At 65.0% G+C, this 12,397-nt stretch carries 13 protein-coding genes; 7 read left to right on the forward strand and 6 right to left on the reverse strand.

Annotated elements, in window-relative coordinates:
- Nucleotides 1-35: 35 nt before the first annotated feature.
- A complete protein-coding gene (locus B5527_RS22895) occupies nucleotides 36-260 on the reverse strand; it encodes a hypothetical protein (RefSeq protein ID WP_079603562.1) in 225 nt (74 codons plus the stop codon).
- Between the two features lie 51 nt (nucleotides 261-311).
- Here B5527_RS22895 and ruvX point away from each other — a divergent pair, with 51 nt between their 5' ends.
- Complete coding sequence (ruvX, locus tag B5527_RS22900; protein ID WP_079603563.1) at nucleotides 312-794, forward strand: Holliday junction resolvase RuvX; 483 nt, start codon at nucleotides 312-314, stop codon at nucleotides 792-794.
- Between the two features lie 170 nt (nucleotides 795-964).
- Here ruvX and B5527_RS22905 read toward each other — a convergent pair whose 3' ends face one another.
- Complete coding sequence (locus tag B5527_RS22905) at nucleotides 965-1,750, reverse strand: CPBP family intramembrane glutamic endopeptidase (protein WP_079603564.1); 786 nt, start codon at nucleotides 1,748-1,750, stop codon at nucleotides 965-967.
- A 126-nt stretch (nucleotides 1,751-1,876) separates the two neighbouring features.
- The gene (locus tag B5527_RS22910) at nucleotides 1,877-3,520 is read right to left on the reverse strand and encodes an acyl-CoA dehydrogenase family protein (protein ID WP_079603565.1); all 1,644 of its coding nucleotides are present in this window, start codon (nucleotides 3,518-3,520) and stop codon (nucleotides 1,877-1,879) included.
- 264 nt (nucleotides 3,521-3,784) lie between these two features.
- Between B5527_RS22910 and B5527_RS22915 the strand changes: the two genes are divergently transcribed.
- From B5527_RS22915 to plsY, 3 genes are read left to right on the forward strand one after another with little or no spacing between them, the layout of a single operon-like run.
- Nucleotides 3,785-4,738, forward strand: coding sequence for an aspartate carbamoyltransferase catalytic subunit (locus B5527_RS22915; RefSeq protein ID WP_079603566.1), 954 nt, complete (start codon nucleotides 3,785-3,787; stop codon nucleotides 4,736-4,738).
- A gap of 4 nt (nucleotides 4,739-4,742) precedes the next feature.
- Entirely contained in the window at nucleotides 4,743-6,044 is a 1,302-nt protein-coding gene (locus tag B5527_RS22920) for a dihydroorotase (RefSeq protein WP_079603567.1), read from the forward strand.
- A 35-nt stretch (nucleotides 6,045-6,079) separates the two neighbouring features.
- Nucleotides 6,080-6,673 (forward strand): glycerol-3-phosphate 1-O-acyltransferase PlsY, encoded by a 594-nt coding sequence (plsY, locus tag B5527_RS22925; RefSeq protein ID WP_079603568.1) that lies wholly within the window; start codon nucleotides 6,080-6,082, stop codon nucleotides 6,671-6,673.
- A 122-nt stretch (nucleotides 6,674-6,795) separates the two neighbouring features.
- On the opposite strand, the gene B5527_RS22930 is transcribed toward plsY, so the two are convergent.
- Complete coding sequence (locus B5527_RS22930) at nucleotides 6,796-8,037, reverse strand: amidase (RefSeq protein ID WP_079603569.1); 1,242 nt, start codon at nucleotides 8,035-8,037, stop codon at nucleotides 6,796-6,798.
- 158 nt (nucleotides 8,038-8,195) lie between these two features.
- Here B5527_RS22930 and dprA point away from each other — a divergent pair, with 158 nt between their 5' ends.
- Nucleotides 8,196-9,311: a DNA-processing protein DprA gene (gene dprA / locus B5527_RS22935; RefSeq protein WP_079603570.1), complete on the forward strand. Its 1,116-nt coding sequence runs from the start codon at nucleotides 8,196-8,198 to the stop codon at nucleotides 9,309-9,311.
- Between the two features lie 233 nt (nucleotides 9,312-9,544).
- Here the strand turns inward: dprA and B5527_RS22940 are convergent, their stop codons facing one another.
- Nucleotides 9,545-9,946 carry a winged helix-turn-helix transcriptional regulator gene (locus tag B5527_RS22940; protein ID WP_079603571.1) on the reverse strand — a complete coding sequence of 134 codons (402 nt, stop codon included), beginning with the start codon at nucleotides 9,944-9,946 and terminating at the stop codon, nucleotides 9,545-9,547.
- Nucleotides 9,947-10,042: 96 nt separating this feature from the next.
- Between B5527_RS22940 and B5527_RS22945 the strand changes: the two genes are divergently transcribed.
- On the forward strand, nucleotides 10,043-10,651 hold the full coding sequence (locus tag B5527_RS22945; protein ID WP_079603572.1) for an FMN-dependent NADH-azoreductase: 609 nt from the start codon (nucleotides 10,043-10,045) through the stop codon (nucleotides 10,649-10,651).
- A gap of 150 nt (nucleotides 10,652-10,801) precedes the next feature.
- Here B5527_RS22945 and B5527_RS22950 read toward each other — a convergent pair whose 3' ends face one another.
- The gene (locus B5527_RS22950; protein ID WP_079603573.1) at nucleotides 10,802-11,575 is read right to left on the reverse strand and encodes an SDR family NAD(P)-dependent oxidoreductase; all 774 of its coding nucleotides are present in this window, start codon (nucleotides 11,573-11,575) and stop codon (nucleotides 10,802-10,804) included.
- 102 nt (nucleotides 11,576-11,677) lie between these two features.
- On the opposite strand from B5527_RS22950, the gene B5527_RS22955 reads away from it, so the two are divergent.
- The gene (locus tag B5527_RS22955) at nucleotides 11,678-12,142 is read left to right on the forward strand and encodes a winged helix-turn-helix transcriptional regulator (protein ID WP_079603574.1); all 465 of its coding nucleotides are present in this window, start codon (nucleotides 11,678-11,680) and stop codon (nucleotides 12,140-12,142) included.
- Nucleotides 12,143-12,397 lie beyond the last annotated feature (255 nt).

Consider the following 12,397-nt stretch of genomic DNA (forward strand, 5'->3'; position numbering starts at 1 on the left):
GCTTTGGAAAGGTTAGCACCCATGACAGTAGAGAGCTATGCAATGCGCCGCTGTCTGACAATCCAGCGCCGCAGCGCCACCAGGGCCCAAATGGCCTCGACCAGCCCGAATGGCCAGGCGCCCTGCAAAAATCCGTAAACCGAGCCCAGCGCGCAGGCCGTCGCGAAGGCGAGGATGAACCAATGGCTGCGATCCTCCAGCGCGTAGCTCAGCAGCATCGCCGACACCGCAAACAAACCAAATAAGGTCAACCGGTCCATCGTTACCCTTCCGCTTTGCACGCATTGCAGTCCGCGTGATATGCGAACGCCATGCCCGCTCTCATCTTACCGCTGATCGACGCCGTCGCGCACTGGCCTGAACGCGGCGCGCTGGTCGGGCTCGATCTGGGCACCAAGACCATCGGGGTCGCGGTGTCCGACCCCGATCGCAGGCTCGCGACCGGTGTCGAGACGCTCCAGCGCACGGCCTTCAAGGCGGATGCGGCGCGCCTCCTCGCCATTGCCGGCGAACGCAACGCCGTCGGCTTCGTGCTCGGCCTGCCCATCAACATGGACGCCAGCGAGGGGCCGCGTGCGCAGTCTACCCGCGCCTTCGCCCGCAACTTTGCGAAACTCACCGGTCTTGCCATTGCGCTGTGGGACGAGCGGCTCTCCACCGTCGCAGTCGAGCGCGAATTGATCGGCATGGACATGAGCCGCGCCCGCCGCGCCGAGGTGATCGACGAACACGCCGCGATCTTCATCCTGCAGGGCGCGCTGGATCGGCTCTCGAAGCTGCGGGAGACGCGTTGACGCACCAAGGGCTCGGTTCACCTCTCCCTTTGGGAGAGGTCGAATTTCGAGCATCGCGAGAAATTCGGGTGAGGGGTTACGGTCTATCGTTAGTCCATAACCCCTCACCCGGCGCTGCGCGCCGACCTCTCCCAATGGGAGAGGTAAATAGAGCTCGCGGCCTGGCTCCGTCAGTTCGTCCCCGTGAGGAGTATGGTCTGCACCACTGCGGCGAAATTATTGAGCCCATGCAGGATGATCGTCAGCCAGGTCGAGTTGCTGCGATAGCGGAGATAGCCGAGCAGCAAGCCGATCGAGAACACCTCGCCGAAAAAGAACCAGTCATACTGCAGATGCAGCGCGGTCCAAACCAGCGACGACAGCAGGATGGCGCCAACGGGCCCGAGAAACGACTCCGACCAGCCACGGTAGAGAAAGCCGCGCGCGAACAATTCCTCCGACACCGGCGCGGCGACGCAGAAGGCGAACACCAGCAGCCCTAGCGCGCCGTCGGTGCGCGCCGATTGCAGCACGTCTCCCATGAATCCGGGGGTCACCTCGCGCCCGGTCATGCGCGACACCAGGTCCCATCCCATGACCAGAACGAACAGCGCGACAACGCCGATCAGGAGGTTGGTCCACGAGGTCCAGCGCAGCGCCAGGTAATCGGCAAACGGCGTGCGGGAAACGCGGATCGCGACCCACAGCGCGGCCAATACCGCCGGCAGACCCGTGATCACGGACAAGGAAATCGTCAATCCGGCGCCGACGACATGGATCGCGGCGGCCATATCGATCGGCCCACCCTGCCGCAACACGAACCAGGCCACCACAACGATCTGTCCCGCAAACATCGCGGCGAAGATGAACAGGCCCCACAGCGCGGTGCCCCAGAATTTCCAGATGCGGGGCGGACGTTGGGTAGCGATTACCGGAGGCGGCGCAGCGGGACCTGCGGGACTTTCGAGAGAATCCATCAATCGGCTTTCAGGTTCCAGTTGTCGTCATGCCCGGACCTGATCCGGGCATCCATCGCTCTTCACAAAATTCTCCTGACGGGATGGATTGCCGGGTCAGGCCCGGCAATGACGCCTTGGTCACCATCACGGCAGCGCCCGCTCCAGCAAAGCCTTGATATCAGCGCCGGCGAGGTCGACGGCGCCGTACATGCTGGCGTGAGTCTGGGCAAGCCGCGTTCTTGTGAACAATTCGGCGTGATGTGGCGATACCTTGTTGAGCGCAGCCGCGGCTGCGAGCAGCGCCAGCTTCTCGACCGCCAGCCGCGCCACGCGCTCGCCGTCCGGCCTGCGGAACGCCTTGGCGATGAACGTTACCGCGTCGCCGGCGCCCGAGAGGCCTTTTGTTTCCACGGCGAGACTCTGCAAAACCCCTGCTGCCGCTTCCGCCTCGCGCGACAGCGCCCGCAGCACGTCCAGGCACATCACATTGCCCGAGCCTTCCCAGATCGCATTGACCGGGGATTCCCGGTAATGCCGCGCCAGAATACCTTCCTCGACATAGCCGTTGCCGCCGAGGCACTCCATCGCCTCGTAGAGAAATCCCGGCGCGCTTTTGCAAACCCAGTATTTGATGGCGGGAGTGAGCAGCCGCATATAGGCGGCCTCGCTCGCATCATCAGGCGCGCGGTCGAACGAGCGGCACAGCCGCATCACCAGCGCGATGGAGGCCTCGACATGCAGCGCCATGTCCGACAGCACCGCCTGCATCAGCGGCTGATCGGCGAGATGCTTCTGGAACACGCTGCGATGTCTGGCATGGTGCAGCGCATGCGCGAGCCCGGAGCGCATCAGGCCGGCGGAGGCGATCGCGCAATCCTGCCGGGTCAGCTGCACCATCTGGATGATGGTGCGGATGCCCTTGCCCTCGTCGCCGACCCGCTCCGCATAGGCACCGACAAATTCAACCTCCGACGAGGCGTTGGAGCGGTTGCCGAGCTTGTCCTTCAGGCGCTGGAACTGGATCGCGTTGACCGATCCGTCGGGCTTGAAGCGCGGCATGAAAAAACAGCTCAGGCCTTCATCGGCCTGCGCCAGGACCAGGAAGGCGTCGCACATCGGCGCCGACATGAACCATTTGTGCCCGGTGATGCGATAGGCGTCGCCGTCGCGTATCGCGCGGGTCTGGTTGGTGCGCACGTCGGTGCCCCCCTGCTTCTCGGTCATGCCCATGCCCAAGGTCATGCCGCGCTTGGTCCACCATGGCGCGAAGGCGGGATCATAGGCGCGGGTGGCGATCACGAGCATCGCCTTGGCCAGCAGGTCCGGCTGCGCCGCCAACGCCGCCACCGACGCCCGGGTCATGGTGACCGGACACAAATGCCCGGTCTCGACCTGGGCGGCCATATAGAATTTCGCCGCGCGCACGACTTCGGCGGCGCCGCCGGCCGGCCGGCCTTCCGCGTTCCAGGTCGAATTGTGCACTCCGGCGTGGGCGCTGCGCGCCATCAACTCGTGATAGGCGGGGTGAAACTCGACTTCGTCGCGCCGGTTGCCGCGTGAATCGAACGTCCGCAGCTTTGGCGTGTTCTCGTTGGCGACGCGGCCCCGCTCGGCCATCGCAGCCGAACCCCAGTGCTGCCCGAACTCGGCCAGTTCCCGTTGCGCCGACGCGCCGCCATTGGCCGCCACCGCGTCCGCAAGCGGCCGATCAACCGCAAACAGATCGATGTCTTCGAACGGCGGGGACTGATTGAGCACTTCGTGGGTGCCGACTGAAGGCGGGGTCATGGCCGTTCCTCGGATATTCGGGAGCAAGCTTACGCCGGAACAAGTCCAATTTCACGCAAACTGACGTGACGAAAGCCTATGCCACGTCGTCATGGCCGCAGTTGCTCTGGCCCTCGACGTCTTGTTGCCTACGGTTAACAAGAAGCGACGTCGATACCCGGCATCAGGCGGGCAGGACGAAAATGGGACATCCCGGGGGATAACTCGCGCCTGCTTTATTCGCCCTTGCCCCGCCTTGCATCTCTGCCTATAGCTCTCGTTTTAATGACCCCTGCATCGAAATCGACCTTCGTCCTCGGTCACCGGCATCTGCTGGGTATCGAGGGGCTTTCCGCTGACGACATCACCGGCCTGCTCGACCTTTCCGAGGAATATGTCGAGCTCAACCGCCAGGTCGACAAGAAGCGCACCTCACTGCGCGGCCGAACCCAGATCAACCTGTTCTTCGAGGCCTCGACCCGCACCCAATCCTCGTTCGAACTGGCCGGCAAGCGGCTGGGCGCCGACGTCATGAACATGTCCGTGTCCTCGTCCTCAATTCGCAAGGGCGAGACGCTGATGGACACCGCGGTGACGCTGAACGCCATGCACCCGGACATCATGGTGGTGCGGCACCATGCTTCCGGCGCGGTGGAGCTACTCGCGCGCAAGGTCGACGGTTCCGTCATCAACGCCGGCGACGGCGCCCATGAACATCCGACGCAAGCCCTGCTCGATGCGCTCACCATCCGCCGCAACAAGGGCCGGCTCGAGGGCCTCACCGTTGCGATCTGCGGCGACGTGATGCATTCGCGGGTGGCGCGCTCCAATATCCTGCTGCTCAACATCATGGGCGCCCGGGTGCGCGTGGTCGCGCCCTCCACGCTGCTGCCGCGCGGCATCGAGCGGATGGGCGTCGAGGTCGCCCGCGACATGCGCGAAGGCCTCAATGGCGCCGACATCGTGATGATGCTGCGGCTGCAGCGCGAGCGCATGAACGGCTCGTTCGTGCCCTCGAGCCAGGAGTACTTTCATTACTTCGGCCTCGACCAGAAGAAGCTCGCCTACGCCAAACCGGATGCGCTGGTGATGCACCCGGGCCCGATGAATCGCGGTGTCGAAATCGACTCCATCGTGGCGGATGGGGCGCAATCGCTCATCCGCGAGCAGGTCGAAATGGGAGTGGCGGTGCGAATGGCGGTGCTCGAGGCGCTGGCCCGCAACCTGCCGAACGCGTGAGATCATGCTGACCGACCGCCGCCCGATCCTGCTTGCCAACGCCCGCCTGATTGATCCCTCGCGCGATTTCGACGGGATCGGCGACGTCCTGATCGCCGATGGGGTGATCCGCGAGTCCAGGCGCGGCATCGGGGCCGCCGGGGTGCCCGAAGGCACCGACATCGTCAACTGCGCCGGCAAGATCGTGGCCCCCGGGCTGATCGACATGCGCGCCTTTGTGGGCGAGCCCGGCGCCAGCCACCGCGAAACCTTTGCCTCCGCCAGCCAGGCGGCAGCGACAGGCGGCATCACCACCATCATCTGCCAGCCCGACACCTCGCCCGTGATCGACAATTCGGCGACGGTGGATTTTGTCCTGCGCCGCGCCCGCGACACCGCGATCGTCAACATCCATCCGATGGCGGCGCTGACAAAAGGCATGGGCGGCGAGGAGATGACCGAGATCGGCCTGTTGAAGGCCGCGGGCGCGGTGGCGTTCACCGACGGCGACCGTAGCGTCACCAATGCGCAGGTGATGCGGCGGACGCTGAGCTATGCCAGGGATTTCGACGCGCTGATCGTGCACCACACCGAAGACCCCCATCTGGTCGGCGAAGGCGTCATGAACGAAGGCGAGTTCGCCGCACGGCTGGGACTGGCCGGCATTCCCAACGCCGCCGAAGCCGTGATGCTGGAGCGCGACGTGCGGTTGGTCGCGCTGACCGGCGGGCGCTATCACGCGGCCTCCCTGAGCTGCATCGATTCGCTGGAAATCCTCAAGCGCGCCCGCGACGCGGGGCTGCCGGTCAGCGCCTCGGTCTCGATCAATCATGTGACGCTGAACGAAAACGACATCGGCCCGTACCGGACTTTCCTAAAGCTGTCGCCGCCGCTGCGCACCGAGGATGACCGGCTGGCGCTGGTCGCCGCCGTCGCCTCCGGGCTGATCGACGTCATCATGTCCGATCACAATCCGCAGGACGTCGAGGTCAAGCGGCTGCCATTTGCGGAGGCAGCCTCCGGCGCGATCGGCCTCGAAACCATGCTGCCGGCGGCGCTGCGGCTGATCCACAATGGCGAGATGGATTTCAGCACGCTGATCCGCGCCATGTCGACGCGTCCGGCCGAGCTCATGGGCTTGCCGGGCGGAACATTGCGCGCGGGCTCCCCGGCCGATGTCATCGTGATCGACGCCGACATCCCCTGGGTGCTCGATCCCGCCGATCTCAAATCGCAGTGCAAGAATACGCCGTTCGACGAAGCGCGTTTCTCGGGCCGCGTGCTACGCACCATCGTCGGCGGACGGACGGTCTATGAACACGTATAATGCGTGCGGCATAACCCGCAGAGGGAGGAACGGCGATGGCGCATGAAGCTTTGCTGCCGGTGGCGTTCGTGCTCGGCTATCTGCTCGGCTCGATACCGTTCGGGCTGGTCTTGACCAGGCTTGCGGGCACGCCGGATCTTCGCTCGATCGGCTCCGGCAATATCGGCACCACCAACGTGCTGCGCACCGGCCGCAAGGACCTCGCCGCGGCGACGCTGATCTGCGACATGCTCAAGGGCACGGTCGCGGTCATCATCGCAGGCTATTTTGGCGGACCCAACGCCGCGATGCTGGCGGCGCTCGGTGCCTTTCTCGGCCACCTCTTCCCGGTCTGGCTCAATTTCAGGGGCGGCAAGGGTGTCGCGGTCTATATCGGCGTGCTGATCGGGTTGTTCTGGCCGGCCGCGGTGGTGTTTTGCGTGCTGTGGCTCGCCACCGCCGCGACCTCGCGCTACTCCTCGCTGTCAGCGCTGGTCGCGAGCTTCGTCACGCCGATCTTCCTGTGGTGGTTCGGCCAGCCCGCGCTGGCCTCGCTGTTCGCCGTGCTGACCCTGCTGTTGTTCTACATGCACCGTGAAAACATCGCGCGGCTGCAGGCGGGCCAAGAGGGACGGATCGGGGAGAAGTAAGAGGGGCACCACCATCGTCCGTCATGCCCGGCCTTGTGCCGGGCATCCACGTCTTCTCTTATGCGGTTGTGAGGTAAAGACGTGGATGGCCGGGACGAGCCCGGCCATGACGAGTAGTTTTCTCATAACCTCGCCAACGCTTCTTCAACGAAACGTGCAGCCTTAAGCGCTCCAGCGTCGTCACCAAATCCCGCGATCACCTGCACGCCCACAGGCAATCCACCGTCAGTGAAGGTGGCGGGAATGTTGACGCAGGGGACGCCCATCAGCGTCCAGAGCCGGTTGAAACGGGGATCGCCGGTCCAGTCGAGTCCCTTCGGGGCGGCGCCCGGCGCGGAGAACGTCAGCAGGACATCAACGTCATCGAAGATCCCCGCCAATGCCTTGCGGCCCCGGTTCGCAATTCCGCGCGCCTTGTCGTAATCGGCGGGCGTTATGCCCCTGGTTTCGTCGAGTTTGGCGCGCAGCAGCGGCGGCATGGCGTCATACCGCGTCAGGTATTCCCAGGCCAACGCCCGATGCGCTTCGAATTCCTGCACGGTCTCGTGGATCTGCCACGCCTCCGCGACGGGATCGGGCAAGTCGAGCGGGCGAACGGAAGCGCCGGCGCGCTCAGCCGCGTCAGCCGCGATCCGCAGCGCCGCTGCGCTCGCTGTGTCCGGCGCGCCGGCGAAATCCTGCGTCACAATCCCGATACGCGGCCTCTCGATTGCGGCGCCTGGCAGCAGTTCGGGCCGGTTGGTCATGGCCGAAAGGCCGTGCGCGAGGTCTTCGACCCCGGCCGCGAACAGGCCAACGGTATCCAGCGTCCACGAATAACACTTCACGCCGACCGTCGGCAGCAGCCCGAACGACGGTTTTATGGCGGCGACGCCGCAGAACGACGCCGGCCGGATCACCGAGCCCCCGGTCTGCGTTCCCAGCGCCAGCGGAATCATTCCGGCCGCGACTGCCGCCGCGGAGCCCGAGGACGATCCGCCCGGGGTACGATCGTGATGGTGCGGATTGAGCGTCGCGGTCGGATCGCGCGATGCAAACGCCGTCGTCGTGGTCTTGCCGACGACCGTCGCACCCGCCTGCCTGAGCATCATCACCACAGGCGCATCCGCGCGCGGCCGCCAGTCCCGATAGATCTTCGAACCCATTTCGGTCGGAAGATCCGATGTATCGATGATGTCCTTGATGCCGACGGCGATGCCGCGCAGCGGCCCTGCGCTCGTCGCGCGCACCTTCTCGGCACGACAGACAAAGGCGCCGATAATTTTGTCGAGTGCGTCGATCGCCTCATACGACCGGACGAGCGCCGCATCGGCCGAAAGATCGCCCTGCTCGATCCGGCGCTGGAGTTCGACGAGCGATAGCATTGGCGTTTTCTCCTGCGAAAGACCGGACCGCTTTTACGGACCGGGATGTCATGGGGCAAGCGCCCTCCCCCTCATTCCCTGACGCGCCAATCAGGAATGACGGGAATACCCCCTTCCCCACTCCTTCAGGTTGATCCATTCTGCGCGCCGGGGGCCGCATGGACACTCAAACGCCCGGTACGACACACCTGACCGACGCGCAGCGGATCGACTGGCTGCGGCTGATCCGGTCCGACCGCGTCGGGCCCCATACCTTCCGTTCCCTCCTCAATCATTTCGGCAGCGCGCGCTCTGCCTTGGAGCGGCTGCCCGATCTGGCGCGGCGCGGCGGTGCTGATCGTCCGGGGCGGATCTGCAGCGAGCAGGATGCGACGGCCGAACTCGCCGCCAGCCAACGGATCGGCGTCACGCTGGTCGCACCGGGCGAAGCCCGCTATCCGCCGCGGCTGGCCGCGCTCGACGATGCGCCGCCTTTGCTCGGCGTGCGCGGCGCGCAGGAGGTGCTGATGCGGCCGATGATCGCGGTCGTCGGCTCGCGCAACGCTTCCGGCGCCGGGCTTAAATTCGCAAGTGCGCTTTCACGCGATCTCGGCGAGGCCGGTTTTGTGATTGCCTCGGGTCTCGCGCGCGGCATCGATCAGGCGGCGCATCGCGCCAGCCTTGAAAGCGGCACCGTGGCGGTGCTGGCCGGCGGTCACAACAGGATCTATCCGCCCGAGCACGAAGATTTGCTGGCGGCGATGATCGAATCCGGCGGTGCTGCGATTTCCGAAATGCCGCTCGGGCACGTGCCCCGCGCCCGCGATTTTCCGCGGCGCAACCGGCTGATCTCGGGCGTGGCGCTCGGCGTCGTGGTGGTCGAGGCCGCGCATCGCTCGGGCTCGCTGATCACCGCGCGGATTGCCGCCGAACAAGGCCGCGAGGTGTTCGCGGTGCCGGGCTCGCCGCTGGATCCCCGCGCCGCCGGCACCAACGACCTGATCAAGCAGGGCGCGACGCTGACCACGGAGGCCTCCGACGTCATCGACGCCGTCGAGCCGATCATGGGGCGGCCGATCGGCTTGAGCGAGCCTGACGACGAGCCCATCGCCAGTGAACCCGAGGCGAGCGATCGCGCGCGCATCGTCGACCTGCTCGGGCCAAGCCCTGTTCTGCTCGACGATCTGATCCGGATGGCCAGCACCTCACCCGCGATCGTGCGCACCGTGCTGCTCGAACTCGAATTGGCCGGGAGATTAGAACGCCACGGCGGCGGGCTGGTGTCGCTGATCTAAGGCTTGATCCACGAATTCAGCACCAGCGCACGCTGCATGCTCGCTGCCACCTCTCCCACTGGGAGAGGTCGGCGCGCAGCGCCGGGTGAGGGGTTAGGGTCCATCGTTACTCCGTAACCCCTCACCCGGATCGCCCCGGATGATGCTTCGCATCACCCGTCCGATCCGACCTCTCCCGAAGGGAGAGGTGGGCGCCGAGGATGCCGCACGCACAACTCCATCCAATCGCCCGCTCAATCCGCCTCGTTGCGCCGGTCGAACCGCGCGCGGGCGTCCTCGATTTCGGTCTGATGATCCCTCGCCCACATGCCCAGCGCTTCCACCGGCTGCCACAGCCCGCGTCCGAGATCGGTCAGCTCGTAGTCGACCCGCGGCGGAATGGTCGGGAATACGGTTCGCGTCACCAGGCCGTCGCGTTCGAGGCCGCGCAGCGTCAGCGTCAGCATCCGCTGCGAGATGCCGCCGACCATGCGCTTGATCTCGTTGAAGCGCCGCGGGCCGGCACCCAGCAGCATGATGATGAACACGCTCCATTTGTCACCGACCCGGGCCAGGATCGAGGCGACGCCGCGGCAATCGCTGTTCTCGTGTGCGTAGGGCTCCAGGACAGTCACATCGGTGTGCTCGGGTTTCAACGGTGTGCTCGGGTTTCAAAAATGTGCGTTCTTGCGGGGTTTGCGGACAGTCACTCATATAGCCCCAGTTACAAACTTATACCAAGGGTGATCACCATGAAACTTCTGCATATCGATTCCAGCGTGCTGGGCCCGCACTCCGTCAGCCGCCAGGTTTCCGCCGCCATCGTCGATCGTCTGCGCCAGGCCACGCCGGACCTCGACATCGTCTACCGTGACCTGAGTTCGACGCCGCTGGCGCATCTCTCCGGCTCGCATCTCGCCGCCGGCCAAGGCGCTGTGCCCGAGGCCGCGCTGCAGCCGGATCTCGCCGCCGGCCAAGCCGTGCTGGACGAGTTCCTTGCCTCCGACATCGTGGTGCTCGGCGCGCCCATGTATAATTTCACCATCCCGAGCCAGCTCAAGGCCTGGATCGACCGCATCGTGGTCGCGGGCAAGACCTTCAAATATGGCGCGCAGGGCGCGGAAGGACTGGCGGGCAACAAGCGCGTCATCATCGCGATCTCGCGTGGCGGGTTCTACGGCGCCGGGACGCCGGCTGCGGTCGGCGAACATCTGGAAACCTATTTGCGCTGGGTGTTCGGCTTCATCGGCGTCGCCAACCCCGAATTTATTTCCGCCGATGGCGTCCAGATCGGACCGGAATATCGCGAGAAGGCGCTGGCCGGCGCCCTGCAAGCCGCAACCAATTTGCACGCGGCTTAAGAACAGGGACTGACGCTGCCCGCCGTCGCGAAACCGCGGCGGCGGGCTGGTGTCGTGAATGTGAGACGCGCTCGAAGGGACAGCGCAACTGAATTGCCCATCTTTCGGGATCGCGCTGTCCGGATTCGTAAGGTTTGATGGAACTCGGATTTATCCGCGATAGATCGGCGCACCTGCCGGCGACCCCGTCGAGCCGCCGTCGACAAAGATTTCCGCAGCCTGAACGTTCGACGCATCGTCGGAGGCGAGGAACAATACCGTCCTTGCAATTTCGTCGGCTTCGCCGAGTCGCCCCAGCGGGATGCTGCGGGAGATTCGGTTATCGAGGGCAGCGTATGCTTCCGGCGTGGGAGCCGCACCGTTCCAGATCGGCGTGCGCGCGGCGCCGGGCGATACCACATTGACCCTGACTCTCCTCGGCGAAAGCTCGGAGGCCATCACCCGCGCCATCGCCCGCACCCCGGCCTTGCTCGCCGCATAGGCGGCGTAGCCGGGATTGCCGAGCACGGAAATCACCGAGCCGTTCAATATGATGGATGCGCCATCGTTGAGATGCGGCACGGCCGCCTGCACGGTAAAGAACACCGCCGTGATATTGGTTCGGATCACCGATTCAAATGCCTCGAGCGAGGTGCCGCCGAGCGGCGTGCTGCCGGGAATGCCCGCATTGGCAAAAACAATATCGAGCTTGCCGAATTTTTCGACTGCCCTTTCGACCGCCCTCTCCGTCGCCGCGATGTCGGTCGCGTCGGCCACGATCGCCAGCGCATTCGGTCCCAGTTCCTTTGCCGCGGCCACCAGCGTCGCCTGATTCCGCCCGGTGACGGTGACCTTCGCGCCCTCGGCCACGAACAGCCGCGCGGTCGCAAGCCCGATGCCGCTGTTGCCGCCTGTAATCAACGCTGTCTTGTTTGCAAGCCTCATGATAATCCCTCCAGTGGTTGCATTATTAAACTACGTTGCCAGCTAGGGGGCTTGGTTTCATAATGCAACTACACAACGCTGTGATCAGGGCTCGTTGATGCCATGGTGAAACGGACAAGTTTCGAAAAAGCCGAATGCCCGGTCGCGCGATCGCTCGACGCACTCGGCGACTGGTGGTCGCTGCTGATCATCCGCGACGCCTTCCTGGGGATCCGCCGCTTCAGCGAATTCCAGAAAAGCCTGGGATGCGCGAAGAACATCCTGACGGTTCGGCTGCGCGCCCTGGTCGAGCACGGGATCCTGAAGACCGTGCCCGCCTCCGACGGCAGCGCCTATCAGGAATATGTGCTGACGCCGAAGGGCCGCGGGGTGTTTCCGGTGCTGGTCGCGCTGCGACAGTGGAGCGAGGAGTTTTCGGATCAGCCGGGCGGCTTCGCGACCCTGCTGGTCGATCGCGGCAAAGGAAGGCCGGTGCGCAAGCTCGAACTACGCGCCCGCGACGGCCGGCTGCTCGGCGATGGCGATACCGTGCTGCGGCCGAATCCCAAGACTAAATACCAAGGCTAAACCCGGGCGCGTCTCCGCCTGATGGGATCATCGGTTCACGGAACGCCGGTTCCCCTGCCGCTCTTGCACGAATTACATCCAGCCCGCGTATTCTCGAAGATGCCCTTGTCGAGACGACAACTATGGAGGGAATTTTACAACTTTTGAGACACTAAGCCGTGGCCTTGCCGGCCCCCTTCAACATCTGTCGATTTGACAGGGACCTCCCCACCACCCATGTTCGCTGCGAAACGGCCGACGCGAATCTCGCGGAAC

The sequence above is a fragment of the Bradyrhizobium erythrophlei genome (assembly GCF_900129425.1).
Lineage (GTDB): Bacteria > Pseudomonadota > Alphaproteobacteria > Rhizobiales > Xanthobacteraceae > Bradyrhizobium > Bradyrhizobium erythrophlei_C.

What these genes read in the sequence shown, in the direction of transcription:
- B5527_RS22895 (WP_079603562.1), bottom strand. Translation starts at nt 260, where the DNA reads ATGGACCGGTTGACCTTATTTGGTTTGTTTGCGGTGTCGGCGATGCTG.
- ruvX (WP_079603563.1), top strand. Translation starts at nt 312, where the DNA reads ATGCCCGCTCTCATCTTACCGCTGATCGACGCCGTCGCGCACTGGCCT.
- B5527_RS22905 (WP_079603564.1), bottom strand. Translation starts at nt 1,750, where the DNA reads ATGGATTCTCTCGAAAGTCCCGCAGGTCCCGCTGCGCCGCCTCCGGTA.
- B5527_RS22910 (WP_079603565.1), bottom strand. Translation starts at nt 3,520, where the DNA reads ATGACCCCGCCTTCAGTCGGCACCCACGAAGTGCTCAATCAGTCCCCG.
- B5527_RS22915 (WP_079603566.1), top strand. Translation starts at nt 3,785, where the DNA reads ATGACCCCTGCATCGAAATCGACCTTCGTCCTCGGTCACCGGCATCTG.
- B5527_RS22920 (WP_079603567.1), top strand. Translation starts at nt 4,743, where the DNA reads ATGCTGACCGACCGCCGCCCGATCCTGCTTGCCAACGCCCGCCTGATT.
- plsY (WP_079603568.1), top strand. Translation starts at nt 6,080, where the DNA reads ATGGCGCATGAAGCTTTGCTGCCGGTGGCGTTCGTGCTCGGCTATCTG.
- B5527_RS22930 (WP_079603569.1), bottom strand. Translation starts at nt 8,037, where the DNA reads ATGCTATCGCTCGTCGAACTCCAGCGCCGGATCGAGCAGGGCGATCTT.
- dprA (WP_079603570.1), top strand. Translation starts at nt 8,196, where the DNA reads ATGGACACTCAAACGCCCGGTACGACACACCTGACCGACGCGCAGCGG.
- B5527_RS22945 (WP_079603572.1), top strand. Translation starts at nt 10,043, where the DNA reads ATGAAACTTCTGCATATCGATTCCAGCGTGCTGGGCCCGCACTCCGTC.
- B5527_RS22950 (WP_079603573.1), bottom strand. Translation starts at nt 11,575, where the DNA reads ATGAGGCTTGCAAACAAGACAGCGTTGATTACAGGCGGCAACAGCGGC.
- B5527_RS22955 (WP_079603574.1), top strand. Translation starts at nt 11,678, where the DNA reads ATGGTGAAACGGACAAGTTTCGAAAAAGCCGAATGCCCGGTCGCGCGA.